This window comes from Martinezella rhizogenes, assembly GCF_027460065.1.
GTDB lineage: Bacteria > Pseudomonadota > Alphaproteobacteria > Rhizobiales > Rhizobiaceae > Agrobacterium > Agrobacterium rhizogenes_C.
The window spans coordinates 1-16,614 of record NZ_JAPYZZ010000002.1; the positions used below are offsets into that span (position 1 = coordinate 1).

General features: G+C 60.9%; 14 protein-coding genes. 10 read left to right on the top strand and 4 right to left on the bottom strand.

Annotation, left to right across the window (positions count from 1 at the left end; genetic code table 11):
- The 7 genes from O8B93_RS04780 to O8B93_RS04810 form a co-directional block, all read left to right on the top strand.
- Window positions 1-391, top strand: a 391-nt coding sequence (locus tag O8B93_RS04780; protein ID WP_269708660.1) for a transposase, incomplete at its 5' end; no start/stop codon positions are given.
- 105 nt (window positions 392-496) lie between these two features.
- Window positions 497-1,312, top strand: a complete 816-nt coding sequence (locus tag O8B93_RS04785) for a MurR/RpiR family transcriptional regulator (RefSeq protein WP_080829815.1) — start codon at window positions 497-499, stop codon at window positions 1,310-1,312.
- 205 nt (window positions 1,313-1,517) lie between these two features.
- Complete coding sequence (locus tag O8B93_RS04790; RefSeq protein WP_269708661.1) at window positions 1,518-3,434, top strand: bifunctional 5-dehydro-2-deoxygluconokinase/5-dehydro-2-deoxyphosphogluconate aldolase; 1,917 nt, start codon at window positions 1,518-1,520, stop codon at window positions 3,432-3,434.
- Entirely contained in the window at window positions 3,431-5,257 is a 1,827-nt protein-coding gene (gene iolD, locus O8B93_RS04795; RefSeq protein WP_269708662.1) for a 3D-(3,5/4)-trihydroxycyclohexane-1,2-dione acylhydrolase (decyclizing), read from the top strand. The genes O8B93_RS04790 and iolD overlap by 4 nt, the downstream gene beginning before the upstream one ends.
- 1 nt (window position 5,258) lies before the next feature.
- Window positions 5,259-6,167, top strand: a complete 909-nt coding sequence (gene iolE, locus O8B93_RS04800; protein WP_269708663.1) for a myo-inosose-2 dehydratase — start codon at window positions 5,259-5,261, stop codon at window positions 6,165-6,167.
- A 207-nt stretch (window positions 6,168-6,374) separates the two neighbouring features.
- The gene (iolB, locus tag O8B93_RS04805) at window positions 6,375-7,187 is read left to right on the top strand and encodes a 5-deoxy-glucuronate isomerase (RefSeq protein ID WP_269708664.1); all 813 of its coding nucleotides are present in this window, start codon (window positions 6,375-6,377) and stop codon (window positions 7,185-7,187) included.
- 215 nt (window positions 7,188-7,402) lie between these two features.
- Window positions 7,403-8,530 carry a Gfo/Idh/MocA family protein gene (locus tag O8B93_RS04810; protein WP_269708665.1) on the top strand — a complete coding sequence of 376 codons (1,128 nt, stop codon included), beginning with the start codon at window positions 7,403-7,405 and terminating at the stop codon, window positions 8,528-8,530.
- 165 nt (window positions 8,531-8,695) lie between these two features.
- Here the strand turns inward: O8B93_RS04810 and O8B93_RS04815 are convergent, their stop codons facing one another.
- The 3 genes from O8B93_RS04815 to O8B93_RS04825 all read right to left on the bottom strand — a co-directional run bounded on the left by O8B93_RS04815 (window position 8,696) and on the right by O8B93_RS04825 (window position 11,684).
- The gene (locus tag O8B93_RS04815; protein WP_269708666.1) at window positions 8,696-9,658 is read right to left on the bottom strand and encodes a 2-hydroxyacid dehydrogenase; all 963 of its coding nucleotides are present in this window, start codon (window positions 9,656-9,658) and stop codon (window positions 8,696-8,698) included.
- Between the two features lie 360 nt (window positions 9,659-10,018).
- Complete coding sequence (locus O8B93_RS04820) at window positions 10,019-11,041, bottom strand: LacI family DNA-binding transcriptional regulator (RefSeq protein WP_004433466.1); 1,023 nt, start codon at window positions 11,039-11,041, stop codon at window positions 10,019-10,021.
- A 133-nt stretch (window positions 11,042-11,174) separates the two neighbouring features.
- Complete coding sequence (locus O8B93_RS04825; RefSeq protein ID WP_269708667.1) at window positions 11,175-11,684, bottom strand: MarR family winged helix-turn-helix transcriptional regulator; 510 nt, start codon at window positions 11,682-11,684, stop codon at window positions 11,175-11,177.
- Window positions 11,685-11,763: 79 nt separating this feature from the next.
- Between O8B93_RS04825 and O8B93_RS04830 the strand changes: the two genes are divergently transcribed.
- The 3 genes from O8B93_RS04830 to O8B93_RS04840 all read left to right on the top strand — a co-directional run bounded on the left by O8B93_RS04830 (window position 11,764) and on the right by O8B93_RS04840 (window position 15,287).
- On the top strand, window positions 11,764-12,564 hold the full coding sequence (locus O8B93_RS04830) for a creatininase family protein (RefSeq protein WP_269708668.1): 801 nt from the start codon (window positions 11,764-11,766) through the stop codon (window positions 12,562-12,564).
- A gap of 114 nt (window positions 12,565-12,678) precedes the next feature.
- Entirely contained in the window at window positions 12,679-13,800 is a 1,122-nt protein-coding gene (locus tag O8B93_RS04835; RefSeq protein ID WP_269708669.1) for a CobW family GTP-binding protein, read from the top strand.
- Window positions 13,801-14,294: 494 nt separating this feature from the next.
- Entirely contained in the window at window positions 14,295-15,287 is a 993-nt protein-coding gene (locus O8B93_RS04840) for a WD40 repeat domain-containing protein (RefSeq protein WP_269708670.1), read from the top strand.
- A gap of 73 nt (window positions 15,288-15,360) precedes the next feature.
- On the opposite strand, the gene O8B93_RS04845 is transcribed toward O8B93_RS04840, so the two are convergent.
- A complete protein-coding gene (locus tag O8B93_RS04845; protein WP_269708671.1) occupies window positions 15,361-16,542 on the bottom strand; it encodes an MFS transporter in 1,182 nt (393 codons plus the stop codon).
- Window positions 16,543-16,614 lie beyond the last annotated feature (72 nt).

The window sequence follows — 16,614 nt, forward strand, 5'->3', positions numbered from 1 at the left end:
GGCAGCGTCAGATGGGTATAAGAGGCAGCTGCTGACGTCGGTACCCGGTGTCGGTCCCGCAACCGCCCGCACATTGCTTGCCGAGATGCCGGAACTGGGCAGTCTCGACCGGCGTCAGATTGCCTCTCTGGCGGGGCTGGCGCCATGGACCCGGCAATCGGGAACATGGAAAGGCAAGAGCTTCATCGGTGGTGGCAGGGGCAAGGTCCGGGCGGTGCTGTTCATGGCAGCTCTCGTCGCCATCAGGCATAACCCGACCCTCAAAATCTTTCGTGATCGCCTCGTTCAGGCAGGAAAGCCTAAAATAGTCGCCGTCGTCGCAACCATGCGAAAGCTCCTGACAATCCTAAACGCCATCATCAGAGACAACAAACCATGGCAAAACGCTTGACATCAAAGACAGTCGCTCATTCGTCGGCTTCCAAAAAACCCAATGGAATAAAAATTCCATTGGGGCTAAAGTGCACACGATTTCAGTCTGCACAAAGGAATGACAATGACGGCAATCGAGGCGCCAGATTCGGTGAAGGCTTTTGAGGAGCGGTTGCTCCAGGTGGCGGAGGGCCTGCCGAAGCGGTTGCGGCAATGCGCCGATTATGTCGCCTCCAATCAGGATCGCATCGCCGTTTCCACCGTCGCCGAAATGGCGGATGGCGCCGGCGTGCAGCCCTCGGCCTTCATGCGTTTCTGTCAGATCATGGGCTTTTCCGGCTTTTCGGAAATGCAGCGCCTGTTCCGTGATTCCTACGTCGGAGGCTGGCCTGACTATGCGACGCGGCTCGATCACTTGCGTGAAAAGGGCGACGAGAGCGCCTCCGGCCTGCTGGCGGAATTCGTGGAAGCTGGCCGTTCTTCGCTCGAAATGCTTTTGAAATCAGTCGATACGAAGCAGCTTGACGAGGCGGTTTCGGCGCTCTCCAAGGCGCGCACCGTGCATATTATGGGCCTGCGCCGCTCATTCCCCATCGCCAGCTATCTGGCCTATGCCTTCGAGAAGATGAAAGTGCCGGCGGTTCTGCACAGCGCAGTCGGCGGGCTCAGCAATATCAGCGCCATCTCCCGCGACGACGCGCTGATCGCCATCACCTTCTCTCCCTATTCCACTGAGACGCTGGAACTGGCGGAAAACGCCCGCGCCAATGGCATTCCCGTCGTGGCGCTGTCCGATTCCGCGGTCAATCCGCTCCGCAAATCCGGCGCGACGCTGCTGACCGTGACGGAGATCGATTTCGGCGCTTTCCGCTCGCTTTCCGCCACGCTCTGTCTCGCCATCACGCTGGCGGTTGCTGTGGGAACACGCAAGACAGCCTGAATATTTTTATTGAAAATGAAAAAAATAGAATTTATGATCCAAATCCATGAAACGGGCATTCCACGACTGTCCGTCTCGTGACGGGACAAGTGAGCGGAGGAGGCTCACCGGAGCGGGATGGCGATAGCTAGCGGCATGGTTGCCTGATCCGCTCGACACACATGAGGCAGACCGCGCCAGCGTGCGGTGCTAAGGAGGAAACCTTTTGAAAAAACTTGATCTTATCACGATCGGGCGCTCGTCTGTTGACCTTTACGGTTCACAGGTCGGCGGCCGTCTGGAGGACATGGCCTCCTTTGCCAAATATATTGGTGGTTCGCCAACCAATATCGCTGCTGGTGCTGCGCGCCTTGGATTGAACAGTGCCGTCATTACCCGCGTTGGTGATGAGCATATGGGCCGTTTCATCCGCGAACAGCTGGTGCGCGAAGGCGTCGATGTGCGCGGCGTCAAGACCGACCCGGAGCGGCTGACCGCGCTGGTGCTGCTCGGCATTCGCGACCAGAACCAGTTTCCGCTGATCTTCTATCGCGAGAACTGTGCGGACATGGCGCTCAGCGAAGACGATATCGATCCCGCCTTCATTGCCGAGGCCGGCTGCATCTGCGCCACCGGCACGCATCTGTCGCATCCGAAAACGGAAGCAGCCGTGCTGAAGGCGCTGAGACTCGCCCGCGAGAATGGCGCAAAGACCGCGCTCGATATCGATTACCGCCCCAATCTCTGGGGTGTGGCCGGCCATGGCGATGGCGAAAGCCGTTTCGTGGAATCGCAGAAGGTCACCGCCAAGCTGCAATCCACCCTGCATCTCTTTGACCTGATCGTCGGCACGGAAGAGGAATTCCACATCGCCGGCGGCTCCACCGATACGCTGACCGCACTCAACGCCGTCCGCAAGGTCGCGAATGCGACGCTGGTGTGCAAGCGCGGTCCGATGGGCGCTTCGGTTTTCGCCGGCGATATTCCTGCCAGCCTCGACGATGGCGAAACGGGCGAAGGTTTCCCGATTGAGGTCTTCAACGTTCTCGGCGCCGGCGATGGTTTCATGGCCGGGCTGTTCCGCGGCTGGCTGCGCGGCGAAGACTGGCCGACGACGCTGAAATACGCCAATGCCTGCGGCGCCTTCGCCGTCTCCCGCCATGGCTGCACGCCCGCCTATCCGAGCTGGGAAGAACTGCAATATTTCTTCAAGGCCGGCATTCGCAACAAGGCGCTGCGCAAGGACGAGGCGCTGGAGCAGGTGCATTGGTCCACCAACCGCAAGGGCGATTGGGAGACGATGCGCGTCTTCGCCTTCGACCACCGCATGCAGCTGGAAGCCATCGCCGACGAGCTTGGCGTGAAGCACGAACAGATCGGCGCTTTCAAGAAGCTCTGCCTTCAGGCGGCGCAGAAGGTTTCCGGCGGCGAGGCGGGTTACGGCATACTCTGCGACGGCCGTCTTGGCCGCGATGCGCTGTTTGCCGCCAGCGGCTCCGGCCTCTGGATCGGCCGTCCCGTGGAATGGCCGGGCTCGCGCCCGCTGACGCTGGAACCGGAGCTTGGCAAGGATTTCGGCGGGCTCTCCGAATGGCCGCTTGAAAACGTCGTCAAGGTTCTCTGCTTCTATCACCCCGATGACACCGAGGAGATGCGCGCCGCACAGGAAGAGACCGTGATGCGGCTATTCGAGGCAGCACGGCGCAACCGACTGGAAATGCTGCTGGAGGTCATCCCCTCCAAGGTCGGCCCCACCGACGATTTGACCGCCGCCCGCATCATCGAGCGCTTTTACGAGATCGGCGTTTACCCCGACTGGTGGAAGCTGGAGCCGATGAAGACCCGTGCCGCATGGAAGAACGCCTGCGACGCCGTGCATCGCAATGATCCCTATGTGCGGGGCATCGTCGTTCTCGGCCTCGACGCACCGCAGAGCGAGCTGGAAGAAAGCTTCCGCCTTGCCGCAGGCTTCGATCTGGTCAAAGGTTTCGCCGTCGGTCGCACGATTTTTGCCGACGCCGCGCGGGGTTGGCTCGGTGGCAAGATCACCGATGAGGAAGCGGTGAAGGACATGGCGCAGCGCTATACCAGCCTGTGCCGCATATGGGATGAGGCGCGCGCCAAAAAGGGAGAGGCAGCGTGAAGACAATTAGATTAACGGCTGCGCAGGCTATGGTTCGTTACCTCGCCGCGCAGATGAATGAACACGGCGAAACCTATATTGCCGGTGTCTGGGCCATTTTCGGCCATGGCAATGTCGCCGGTATCGGCGAAGCGCTTTATGGCATCCGTGACGAACTGCCGACCTATCGCGGCCAGAACGAGCAGTCCATGGCTCATGCGGCCATCGCCTATTCGAAACAGCTGCGCCGCCGACGCGCCATGGCGGTCACCTCCTCCATCGGCCCGGGTGCCGCCAATATGGTGACGGCGGCGGCGCTGGCGCATGTCAACCGCCTTCCGGTTCTGCTGATCCCCGGCGATGTCTTTGCCAATCGCGGCCCCGACCCCGTGCTACAGCAGCTCGAAGATTTCGGCGACGGCACGATGACAGTGAATGACTGCTTCCGCCCGGTCAGCCGTTATTTCGACCGCATCATGCGGCCGGAACAGTTGCTGACGGCCCTTCCCCGCGCCATGCGCACCATGACGGACCCGGCCGATTGCGGCCCCGTCACGCTCGCCTTCTGCCAGGACGTGCAGGCGGAAGCCTATGACTATCCGGTCAGCTTCTTCGAAAAGCGCATCTGGCGGCAGCGCCGCCCTGAGCCAGATGTCGTAGAGTTCGAAGAGGCGGTCGCCGCGCTGAAGGCGGCGAAGAACCCGATCATCGTTGCCGGCGGCGGCGTGCATTTTGCCGGTGCCACCGAGACGCTGAAACGTTTTGCCGAAACCCATTCCATCCCCGTCGTTGAAACACAGGCCGGCAAATCGGCGCTTGCCTGGGATCACGATCTGAATTTCGGCCCGGTCGGTGTTACCGGCGCGGAAAGCGCCAATATCGTCAGCGAGAAGGCCGATCTGGTCTTCGGCGTCGGCACCCGCTTTCAGGATTTCACGACAGGTTCCTGGGCGCTGTTCAAGAACCCGAACCGCAAGATCCTCGCGCTCAACGTGCAGCCCTATGACAGCGCCAAGCATGATGCGATCAGTCTGACGGCGGATGCGAAGATCGGCCTTGAAAAACTCTCCGCCGCCCTCGGCAGCCACCGTTACGCGGCGCCGGATGCCCGCCTCAAGGCAGCATGGTTCGAAAAGGCCGATGCCGATACCGCCGCACCGGGCGAGGAGCATGTGAACAGCCTGCCCACCGACATGCAGGTGATCGGCGCCGTACAGCGCCAGTCGCGTGACAATACCGTCGTCATGTGCGCCGCAGGCACCATGCCGGGCGAGCTTCACCAGCTGTGGAAATCCAAGCTGCCGCTCTCCTATCACATGGAATATGGCTTCTCCTGCATGGGTTATGAGGTGGCTGGCGGCCTTGGCATCAAGATGGCGGAACCGGACCGCGACGTGATCGTCATGGTCGGCGACGGCTCCTACATGATGATGAATTCCGAGCTTGCGACATCGGTTGCCATGGGCGTCAAGATCACCCTCGTCATCACCGACAACAGGGGTTACGGCTGCATCAACCGGCTGCAGATGGAAACCGGCGGCGCGGAGTTCAACAATCTCTACGCCCACACCAACGTCAACCCGATTGCCATCGATTTCGTGGCCCATGCCGGTTCGATGGGCGCGGATGCGCGCAAGGTTTCCACCATAACCGAGCTGGAAGAGGCGCTCGCCGCCGCCCGCGCTTCCAGTCGCACCGCCGTCATCGTCATCGATACCGACCCTTATCCGACCCCGCAGGCCGGTGGTCACTGGTGGGATGTCGCGGTGCCTGAAGTTTCCGACCGCGCCGAAATCGGCCCGGCCCGCGCCCGTTATGAAAACCATGTCAAGGAAAGACAGTAAGATGATCCGTTACGGTACCAACCCGATTGCCTGGTCCAACGACGACGACCGCACGCTCGGCGCGCATATCAGCCTGGAGCAATGCCTCGATGAAACCGCGAAGATCGGTTTCGACGGCATCGAGAAGGGGCACAAATTCCCGACTGACCCGGAAGGCCTGAAGGGCGTGCTTTCGCCGCGCGGCCTCTCCTTCGTCTCCGGCTGGCATTCGCTGAACCTCCTGACCGACGACATCGAGTCTGAAAAGAAGGCGATGCAGCCGGCGCTTGATCTCCTGAAAGCCATGGGCTCGAAGGTCATCATCGTCTGCGAAACCTCCAACGCCATCCACGGTGCCGATGACACGGCGCTGGTCGATCGTCCACGCCTTGCGGCCGAGGACTGGGCGAAGTTCGGCGCAGGTGTCGAGGCGCTTGCCGCCTTTGCCGCAGAACAGGGCATTACCCTCGTTTATCATCACCACATGGGCACGGTGGTCGAAAGCGAAGACGAGATCGACCTCTTGATGAAGCATACCGGGCCGAAGACCCATCTGCTGCTCGATACCGGCCATTGCCTGTTCGGCGGCGGCGATCCCGTCCGCGTCGCGCAGAAATACATGGGCCGCGTTGGCCATATCCACGCCAAGAACGTGCGTCCGGTCATTGCCGATCAGGTGCGCAATGAGCGGCTTTCCTTCCTCGAAGGCGTTCGCCGCGGCGTGTTCACCGTTCCCGGCGACAGCGAGGGCGGCGTGAGCTTCCCGCCGGTGCTGAAACTGGCGGCCGAGCATGGTTATAGCGGCTGGCTGGTGATCGAGGCCGAGCAGGACCCTGACGTGCGCAACCCGTTCGAATATCAGAGCCTCGGGCTGAAATCGCTGAAGGCTTTTGCGCGCGAAGCGGGGTTGGATAAGGCTCAGGCTGCTTGAACTGAGCTGACGAACGGGCGCGGCCTTCCCCGCGCCCGTCATTCCGGCCTTGAGCCGGAATCCAGCCAGCCCAAGTCTTTGGGCTGAAAAGACTCTCCCCGCCGCGCGGACGCGCGTCGGCTGGACCCCGGATCTAGTCCGGGGTGACGGAAATACGCGAAACTACTGAATGACATGTCTGCGTTACCTACAAAAAGGAACACCACCATGACCTCACTTCTGCGCAAGCCGGTCGCGACAAGCGGCAAGGTGCACGATATCACGCCCCAAAGCGCGGATTGGGGTTATGTCGGTTTCGGCCTCTACCGCCTGAAACCGGGCGAGACGGCAGCGGAAAACACCGGCGATACGGAAGTCATCCTCGTGCTTGTCGAAGGCAAGGCGACGATTTCCGCAGGCGGCAAAGACTTCGGTGAACTCGGCGACCGCATGAACGTCTTCGAGCGCAAGCCGCCGCATTGCGTTTATGTTCCGGCCGGTTCCGAATGGTCGCTGACGGCCACGACGGATTGCACCGTCGGCGTCTGCACCGCGCCGGGTGAAAAAGGCAGCCGCGAGGCGCAGCAGATCGGCCCGGCCGGTGTGCAACTGACGGAGCGTGGCAAGGGCGCCAATACACGGTATATCTTCCCCATCGCCATGGAAGAGCGCGATGTGGCAGACAGCCTGCTGGTGACGGAAGTCTTCACACCATCGGGCAACTGGTCATCCTATCCGCCGCACCGGCATGATGAGGATAACTACCCCGACATGACCTATCTGGAAGAGACCTATTATCATCGCCTCAACCCGGCGCAGGGTTTCGGCTTCCAGCGGGTCTTCACCGAGGACGGCTCGCTTGATGAGACCGTGGCTGTGTCGGACGGCGATGTCGTGCTGGTACCAAGGGGCCACCACCCCTGCGGTGCGCCCTATGGTTACGAGATGTATTATCTGAACGTGATGGCGGGGCCGATGCGCAAATGGCGCTTCAAGAACCACCCGGATCACGACTGGATTTTCAAGCGGGATAATCCCTGAGACGCACGACGTCCCTCATTCCTGTGCTTGTCACAGGAATCCAGCCGACGCGCGTCTGCGCGGCGGGGAGAGTCTTCCCAGCTCAAGGACTTGGGCTGGCTGGATCCCTGTGACAAGCACAGGGATGAGGGCGGAGGGGCTTTGTTTCGCCTGCCACATTTCAATAAACGTTCAATACGTTGATTTCATTCTAAAACTCTCGGGAGGAGAATAGCATGGCCGCTCTTGGCGTGGGCCTTATCGGCACCGGTTACATGGGCAAATGCCACGCGCTGGCGTGGAACAACGTCACGAGCGTCTTCGGCGATGTGGAACGCCCCCGTCTTGTGACGCTCGCGGAAGTCAACCCGGAGCTGGCGGCGAAGAAAGCCGCCGAGTTCGGTTTTGCCCGCTCGACAGGCAACTGGCGCGACCTGCTGGCAGACCCGGAGATTGACGTCATCTCAGTCACCACGCCAAATGCCTTCCACCCGGAAATGGCCATTGCCGCCCATGAGGCAGGCAAGCATGTCTGGTGTGAAAAACCGATGGCGCCTGCCTTTGCCGATGCGGTGAAGATGCGCGATGCCGCCCGCCGGTCCGGCAAGGCCGCGGCGATGGGTTACAACTATATTCAGAACCCAGTCATCCGCCATATTCGCCACCTGATCGACGAAGGCGCGATCGGCAAGGTCTATCACGTCCGCGCCGAAATGGACGAGGACTTCATGGCCGATGCCACCCAGCCCTTCTACTGGAAGAGCGAGGCATCCTCCGGTTATGGCGCGCTGGACGATTTTGCCGTGCATCCGCTGTCATTGCTCTATGCCCTGTTCGGCCACGCCGAAAGCGCCATCACGGACATGGTGAAACCTTACGAGACCCGCCCGCTTGCCGGCGGCGGCGAACGCGCGGTCGAGACGCATGATCTCGCCAGCGTTCTCCTGAAGCTCGAAGGCGGCATTTCCGCCGTGCTGATCGCCAACCGTTCCGCCTGGGGCCGCAAGGGCCGCATCGCCATCCAGATCTATGGCTCCACCGGCTCGATCCTGTTCGATCAGGAGCGGATGAACGAGTTCCAGCTCTACACCACGGACGGACGGCCGGAAGAACAGGGTTTCGGAACCATCCTCACCGCCCCCCATCACAAGCCCTATGACCGCTTCATCCCCGCCCCCGGCCACGGCCTCGGTTTCAACGATCTGAAGGTCATAGAATGCCGTGAGCTGATCGCGGCGATCGAGGGCAACAAGGCCCATATCATCGATTTCGAGGAAGGGCTGAAGATCGAGCGCAGCATTCACGCCATGGCGCGGTCGTTTGCCGAAGGGCGATGGGTAAGAGCGGAGGAGATTGCGGAATAGGGGTGCCGACAAAGGGCAAAACCTCTCTTCCGTCATACCGGCCTTGAGCCGGTATCCAGCCACGGCGCATCTGCGCCGTGAGAAGAGTCTTTTCGCGATCAAGAACTTGATCGCGCTGGACCCCGGATCAAGTCCGGGGTGACGGCCGTGTGGCGGCCCCAAACCTCACCCCTTAACGGGCGTCTCCGGCACCGGCGTCACCACTGTGCCGTCCCTGAACCAGCCAAGAATATTGTCCGCCACCAGATCGGCCATGGCGTTGCGCGTCGGAATCGAGGCGGAGGCGACATGCGGCAACAGGGAAACATTCGGCAGCGACAGGAAGGCTTCCGGCACCTTCGGTTCGGCATAAAACACGTCGAGACCGGCAGCACCCAGAGCACCGCTCTGTAGCGCCTGCAACAACGCATCCTCATCGACGCTGGAGCCGCGGCCGACATTGATGAACACGCCCTCAGGCCCCAGCGCCGTCAGGATTTCGGCATTGATCGCCTTGTGCGTCTCCGGCGTGCCTGGCACGATGCAGATCAGCGTATCGACGGCCTCAACCATTTCCTTCAGCGAACCGTAATAGGTGTAGGAGAGTTCGTCGCGCTTGCTGCGGGTGTGGTAACCGATCTCCACCTTGAAAGGCTCCAGCCGCTTGGCGATTTCCTGGCCGATGCGACCCATGCCGAAGAGGCCGACCTTGCGGCCGCGCAGCGAAAACGGCGACAGGGCGAATGCACCTTCGCCAACCCATTTGCCGTCGCGCAGCCAGCTCTCGGCCTGATAAAGACGGCGCACAGTGTTGATCAACAGCGCAATCGTCGTATCGGCCACTTCGTCATTCAGCACATCAGGCGTATTCGTCACCACGATGCCGCGCGTGGCGGCGTGTTTGGCGTCCACACCATCATAACCCACGCCAAAATTGGCGATGATCTCGAGCTTCGGCAGTGCATCAATCCATTTGGCATTGACGACGCCGGAAACGGCGATGGCATTGATGCGCTCGGCCGCACCCTCAGGCAGAACCGGCTCGGCACCGGCAGGCACGGCCACGATCTCGACCTTGCCTTCAAGGCGTTCGAGAACGCGCGGGTTTATATTGCCGGGAACGAGAACGACGGCCTTTTTGTCAGACATGAGCGGATATTCCTCCAGATAACATTCCGATATCAGGAGCGGGTTTCAGGCGAACCGCTCGCCATCCCCACTCCTCTGGGCGGCGATCTTTCCAAACAACGGCGGCCGTGAAAAGGCCAATAAGAGGATGCTATGGGGGCAGACGGAAGTTTCATGCCGATTTTTTTAAGCGCCCTCACCGTCATGCCGGACTTGATCCGGCATCCAGCCAGCCCAAGTCCTTGGGCTGAGAGAGTCTTTATCATCGCGTAAACACCCGGTGGCCGGATTCCGGCTCAAGGCCGGAATGACGGAAGAAGGAAACATCGCGAACAACCAGAAACATGCAGCCTGCCGCATCCATACTCCCGGGCGATGTAGTCAAACCCGCGGCCGTACCGGCCCCGTCGATTGCCGGATACGCATTTCCGGTTTGATCAGGTGAATCCCATCAGGCTCGTGACTGCCCGCCAGCCTGTCCAGCAACGCGCGGGCCGCCAGGCGCCCGACCTCGGCCTGGCCGTTGGAAACGGTGGTCAGCGCCGGGGTAGCGATGGCGGCTTCTTCCAGATCGTCGTAGCCGGTGACGGAAATATCGACACCCGGCACCAGACCGGCGCGGGAAATGCCGTTCATCAGACCGATGGCAACGAGATCGTTCCAGCAGACGGCCGCGGTTGGCTTCTGCGGCAAGGACAGGAAATGCACGGCGGCCTCGAAACCGCCCTGCTTGGAGCGGGGGCCGGGAATGCGCAGGTTCGGATCAACCTCGATGCCCGCCTTGCGCAGCGCATTGACGTAACCCTGGTAACGGTCACGACCCGTCGATGTCTGGTCGGTGCCGCCGACCATGGCGATGGTGCGGTGGCCCAGGCTGATGAGGTGGTTGGTGGCCAGCGAAATGCCGTAGCTGTCGTCGCCGCGATAGGTCGGCATGTCGACGCCGTCCATCGAACGGGCCACGAGAATGGCTGGCATGCCGTTTTCTTCGGCCAGCGTCATATCCTCGATCGGTGTGCCGATGGCCGGCGACATGATGATGCCGTCAGAGCCGAGCTGCAGCAGCGTTTCGATGAAGGTGCGCTGTTTTTCCACCGAATCATAATGGTTGGACAGGATGAAGGTCTGGCGGCTGCGATCCAGCTCGCTTTCGATGGCTTTCAGGATTTCGCCATAGAACGGGTTCATCACATCGTGGAACACCACGCCGACAATGCCGGAGCGCGAGGTGCGCAGGCTGGCGGCGCGGCGGTTGTAGATATAACCCAGCGCCCGCGCCTGTTCCTTGATCTTGTCACGCGTATCGGAAGCAACCAGCGGGCTGTCGCGCAATGCCAGCGAAATGGTGGCGGTCGAAAGACCAAGGCTCTCGGCAATCGTCGACAGTTTAACCTTTTGTGCCATGGCATTCCTCCCCAAACGCATGTCAGCGACGGATGTCCCTGTTTAAATCGCAATTAAACAATTTAAACAAAATCCGCAACCTGTTTAAGGAATGCCCATAAAAACAGAGGGCGCATTTAAAAATTTCAACAAATTATTGAAGATTGGCGTCGATTGCCTTGAGAAGTTTAACAACGTTGCGAATATCCTTGGCCGAAAGCCCCTCTATGGCCCTTGCCCCGCAATCCGCTATTGATGTGTTGATATGCTCGACGCTTTGCAAACCCGCTTCCGTCAGCTTCACCAGCGTCACACGACCGTCCTCATCGTCACCGCTGCGTTCCACAAAACCCTGAGCTTCCATGCGGCCGATGGTGCGCGTCATGGTCGGCGCCTTGACGCCGAGTTTCTGGGCGATCTGCCCGGGTGTCAGGCTGCCTTCCTGCGCCAGCGCCAGAATGACGCCGTCCTGGCCCGCATAAAGCCCGCTTTCGGAAAGGCTGTGGCTCAGCGCCGTGCGCATGGAACGGGCGGCCTGGGTGATGGATTGCGCCAGTTCCTCGGGGTTGAAATTCTCATCCCTTTTTTTGACGTCCTTTACCTTTTTGCTGCCCTTTTCCTTCTTGGCGCTTTTGTCCTTATGCCCGGATTTGTCCTTGCTCATATGCGAGTGCCTTTTACCCTGTGGCGGAACCGATATATGTTGCTGGAAATCCTTACCGAATGCACGCGCGGACTGCCAGATGCCAAACTCATACACGCATTATCACGACGAAAACGTAACAGACCCTCATCTTCGCGCAACAGGCGCAATTTCTGTCCTGCCGCTCGGCGCGCACGAACAGCATGGCCCCCACTTGCCCTTCGAGACCGATACGCTGATTGCGGCGGGCATCGTCTCCCGCCTCGCCGCGGTTTTGCCGGCGCATCTGCCTGTCTCCTTCCTGCCGGTGGAGCCCGTCGGTTATTCCATCGAGCACATGGATGTGCCGGGCACGAAGACCCTGCGTTACGAGGAAGCCATCGAGCGCTGGCTCGGCATTGCGAAGGCGGAGCATGAAAAAGGCGTGCGCAAATTCGTGATGCTGAATGCCCATGGCGGCAATTCACCGCTGATGACCATCGTCGCCACCGAGGCCCGAGCCCGTTTCGGCATGCTGGCGGTTGCCACCAGCTGGACCCGTTTCGGGGTGCCGGCCGATATCGTGAGGCCGGAGGACAAGGCGGTCGATATTCATGGCGGCGATATCGAGACGTCGGTCATGCTGGCACTTTGCCCGGAGCGGGTGGCAATGGAAAAGGCGGGCAACTTTCCCTCTCGCCAGAGCGATTTCGCCAGCCGTTTCAGGCATCTGCGTGCCTACGGCCCCCACGCATTCGGCTGGCTGATGAGCGACTTGAACCCCGATGGCGTTGCCGGAAACGCCGCCGCCGCCTCTCAGGAAAAGGGCGAAAGGCTGATTTCCCACGCGGTCAACGGCCTTCTCGAACTGCTTGAAGATGTCCACGCTTTTGACATAACGTTATTTCATAACAAAATTTGAAAAACTCAGCCGAAACCGGCCAGAATCCCTTTGAACTGCCCTGATATCGCGCCTATATGGACGACGACACTTCTCCTTAAGGCCGCAACCGGCCTTGCTCCACACGAGGTTTCCATGACCGAAACAGCAACAGCCAAGCCCATTCCAGTCACCGTCCTGACGGGATATCTCGGCGCCGGCAAGACGACGCTTCTCAACCGCATTCTCTCCGAGAACCACGGCAAGAAATACGCTGTCATCGTCAATGAATTCGGCGAGATCGGCATCGACAACGATCTGATCGTCGAATCCGACGAGGAAATCTACGAAATGAACAATGGCTGCGTGTGCTGCACGGTGCGCGGTGACCTGATCCGCGTCGTGGAAGGCCTGATGCGCCGTCCGGGCCGTTTCGACGGCATCATCGTCGAGACGACAGGCCTTGCCGATCCGGTGCCCGTCGCCCAGACCTTCTTCATGGATGACGACGTGCGCGCCAAGACCGAGCTTGACGCCGTCGTTGCCCTCGTTGACGCCAAGCACCTGCCGCTGCGCCTGAAGGACAGCCGCGAGGCTGAAGACCAGATCGCCTTTGCCGATGTCGTCGTCGTCAACAAGACCGATCTCGTTTCGCCGGAGGAAGTGGCCCGCATCGAAGATATCGTGCGCGCCATCAATCCTTCCGCTCGAATCTACAAGACCACCCGCTCGGGCGTCGATCTCGCCCGGGTTCTCGATCAGGGCGCCTTCAACCTTGAGCGTGCGCTCGAAAACGATCCGCATTTCCTCGAGCACGGCCATGAGGATCATGCCTGCGGCCCCGATTGCGACCATCACCATCATGATCATGGGCACGATCATCACGACCATGACCACGGGCATCATCATCACGATCATGACCATGCGCACGACCATGGCCACGATCACCACCATGGCGCGGTCTCGCCGATCCATGACGTCACGGTGCAGTCGGTCTCGCTGCGCGGCGGCGAGATGAACCCCGAGCGGTTCTTTCCGTGGATCCAGAAGGTCACCCAGACCGATGGCCCGAATATCCTGCGCCTCAAGGGCATCATCGCCTTCAAGGGCGATGCCGAGCGTTACGTGGTGCAGGGCGTGCACATGATCATCGAGGGTGATCACCAGCGCCCGTGGAAGGAAGACGAAAAGCGCGAAAGCCGCCTCGTCTTCATCGGCCGCGAACTGGACCGCGAGAAGCTGGAAAAGAGCTTCAACGCCTGCCTCGCCACGGCCTGATCCCATATCCTCCGTCACCCTGGCGCCAGGCCAGGGTACGGCTGCGTCCGTCATCCGCCCAACGTGCGTCCGCGCGGCGCGTTCTTTGACACTGTACACGACAGTTGAAAATCACTGACGCTCCAGCGCTCCGGGCTTACCCCCCTCTGTCCTGCCGGACATCTCCCCCTCAAGGGGGGAGATCGGCAAGACGCTCTCTTGTCACTTCATTCTCGACCGTCGAGAGTTGCGAAACCTCGCCACGGAACGATCTCCCCCCTTGAGGGGGAGATGTCCGGCAGGACAGAGGGGGTAAGCCCGGAGCGCTGGAGCGTCGATGATTTTAACTGTCGTGTAGGGTGGTTCCTCGACCGCAGAGCGCTCTATCCCCTTGATTTCACGAATCGTGCAAACGTAAAAGCGGTTCCGCTTTCACCGGAAATGATCTAGAACCATGCCAGCCGGCGGGAATGACCTCCCCGCCATCTGACACAGATATGAAAGACCGATGCCCCATGCCGACTGTTGCCCCGCTTGATATCGAAGGCCACGTGGTCTCGACCCATTTTCTCGGCGACATTCCGCTGTTTGCCACCGCCGCCGGCACAATTCACCGGCTGGATGGCGGCGAGAAGGTGACTGAGGCGCATGACGGGCTTTTGACCTGCGTGCGTGACCCCTATAGCGCCACGCTGCTTTCCGGCGGCGAAGACGGGCGCGTGCTGCGCATCGGCCATGATGGCAGCATCAGCGAGATCGCCAATGTGCCGCGCAAATGGGTGGGCGTCGTTGCCGGCGGCCCGCAGAAGGCGGTCGCTTACGGTGTCGGCAAGTCCAGCTTCGTGCGGCTGTCGGACGGCACGGTCAAGGAATTCAAGGAAGAGCGTACGGTGGAGGCGATCGCCTTTGCGCCGAAGGGCCTGCGCATTGCCGTTGCCCGTTATAACGGCGTGACGCTGCATTGGGTGGCGACAGCAGGCGATCCCGTCGATCTCGAATGGAAGGGCGCCCATACCGGCGTCACCTTCTCGCCCGACGGCAAGTTCCTCGTCACCACCATGCAGGAAAATGCCCTGCATGGCTGGAAGATGGAAGCCACCAAGGGCGGCATGGAAGCCCGCCACATGCGCATGACGGGTTATCCCGCCAAGGTGAAGTCCATCTCATGGTCGGTGAAGGGCAAGTGGCTCGCCTCATCAGGCGCGCCGGCCGCCATCGTCTGGCCGTTCTCCGGCAAGGACGGCCCGATGGGCAAGGCCCCGGAAGAACTCGGCAGCCGCGCCAACATCATGGCCACCAACGTCGCCTTCCACCCGGTGGAAGACGTGCTCGCCATCGGCTTCATCGACGGCATGATCCTTGGCGTGCGGCTCGCGGACGGCAAGGAAGCCCTGCTGCGCCGCCCCGGCAAGGGTGCCATTACCAGCATGGACTGGAGCGCCACCGGCAACCTGCTCGCCTTTGCCTCGGAAGCGGGCGATTGCGGGATTATTGATGTTTCGGCTTAAAAGTGTGATTGACCGTGCAGCGGGCTGATTCCAGTCCGCGATGCCGCGGCCACAGTCAATCCTCAGCAAAACCCTATTCACTCACCTGCCGTCGCGTCAGAAACAGCAGCAACAGCGCCGCACCCGCACCAACAGAAGCCAGCCGGATAGAGGTACCGAAGCTCGCATATTGCGACACGAACCCCATCAATGGCACCGCAAACAGGCCGGCAAGGAAGATGGAGTTCATATAGAGCGCGGTTGCCCGCGCCGTGCGGCCGCGCGCAAAGCCCTGCACGAAGGTCAGGCAGGTGCCGGCGCACAACCCGTAATAGGCGCCTTCCATTGCCGCACCGACAAGCATGGCCGGCAAAGTCTGAACCGAAGCGATGATGTTGAAAGCGATGATCGCCATCACCGCCGAGACGCCAAGCAGGACCCGGGCGCTGACCCGGCGCATGATCCTCGGCGCAAGCAGGATCAGCAGAACCTCCATGGCACATTTGACGCTGAGCGACAGACCCGGCACGTAATCCGGCAGGCCGACTTCGCGCACCAGAAACACAGGCAGGGCCGAGGCGCAGAGCGCGTGGGCGAAAGACATGCAGAAGCTGGCCGCCGCCGCCATCAGCAGCGGCAGGTTGCGCCGCGTATCGGCATCACCGTCTGCCCGCCGTTCCATCGGGCAGGTCTGGCCGCGCGGCACGATGGCAAGCGCCAGCCCGGCCCAGATGACTGCCATCATCATGGCATTCATAAAAACCGCTTTCGCCCCGGCAAGATCGAGGATCAGGTAGGCCGCGGCCGGAAGCAGCATCCATGCCAGCGATACCATCGTGCGCAGGAAGGCGTTATATGAAGGCGCATCCAGTGCGTTCACCCGGCCATAGTAGCGACCATAGCTGAAAATCAGGGTACTGGCGGCATTGGAAAGCCCCATTCCCGTTGCCGTCACCGCCACCAGCAATGCCAGGTGCCCGGAGGTCGCCGCCGCCGCTGCGACAAATGCACCGAACACAGAGAGCAGCAGCAGCGGCCGCACCCGCACGCCGGCATCCACGCGCTCGCCATAGAAACGGCTGGCGATGATCGACGCCACCATCGCCGTCACGCTGTAGAGACCAAGCGTGGCCGGCGGGTGGCCTAGCACCTGAATGATATAAAACCCGATAAACGGCACGACAGCCGCATTGGTGCTGCCGGCGATGAAAACCAGCAGCGCGATCAGATAGGCCTGACGATCAAAAGCGCCCGGCGACGTGCTTTTCTGTAACATGGGAATCGACTGGAGACTGGCAGCGGGAGTGGATTGCAGCCACCATCACATCAAAAGGGTCTTCTGTTCAAG

What these genes read in the sequence shown, in the direction of transcription:
- O8B93_RS04840 (WP_269708670.1), top strand. Translation starts at nt 14,295, where the DNA reads ATGCCGACTGTTGCCCCGCTTGATATCGAAGGCCACGTGGTCTCGACC.
- O8B93_RS04785 (WP_080829815.1), top strand. Translation starts at nt 497, where the DNA reads ATGACGGCAATCGAGGCGCCAGATTCGGTGAAGGCTTTTGAGGAGCGG.
- O8B93_RS04815 (WP_269708666.1), bottom strand. Translation starts at nt 9,658, where the DNA reads ATGTCTGACAAAAAGGCCGTCGTTCTCGTTCCCGGCAATATAAACCCG.
- iolE (WP_269708663.1), top strand. Translation starts at nt 5,259, where the DNA reads ATGATCCGTTACGGTACCAACCCGATTGCCTGGTCCAACGACGACGAC.
- O8B93_RS04845 (WP_269708671.1), bottom strand. Translation starts at nt 16,542, where the DNA reads ATGTTACAGAAAAGCACGTCGCCGGGCGCTTTTGATCGTCAGGCCTAT.
- O8B93_RS04835 (WP_269708669.1), top strand. Translation starts at nt 12,679, where the DNA reads ATGACCGAAACAGCAACAGCCAAGCCCATTCCAGTCACCGTCCTGACG.
- O8B93_RS04830 (WP_269708668.1), top strand. Translation starts at nt 11,764, where the DNA reads ATGCCAAACTCATACACGCATTATCACGACGAAAACGTAACAGACCCT.
- O8B93_RS04810 (WP_269708665.1), top strand. Translation starts at nt 7,403, where the DNA reads ATGGCCGCTCTTGGCGTGGGCCTTATCGGCACCGGTTACATGGGCAAA.
- iolB (WP_269708664.1), top strand. Translation starts at nt 6,375, where the DNA reads ATGACCTCACTTCTGCGCAAGCCGGTCGCGACAAGCGGCAAGGTGCAC.
- O8B93_RS04825 (WP_269708667.1), bottom strand. Translation starts at nt 11,684, where the DNA reads ATGAGCAAGGACAAATCCGGGCATAAGGACAAAAGCGCCAAGAAGGAA.
- O8B93_RS04820 (WP_004433466.1), bottom strand. Translation starts at nt 11,041, where the DNA reads ATGGCACAAAAGGTTAAACTGTCGACGATTGCCGAGAGCCTTGGTCTT.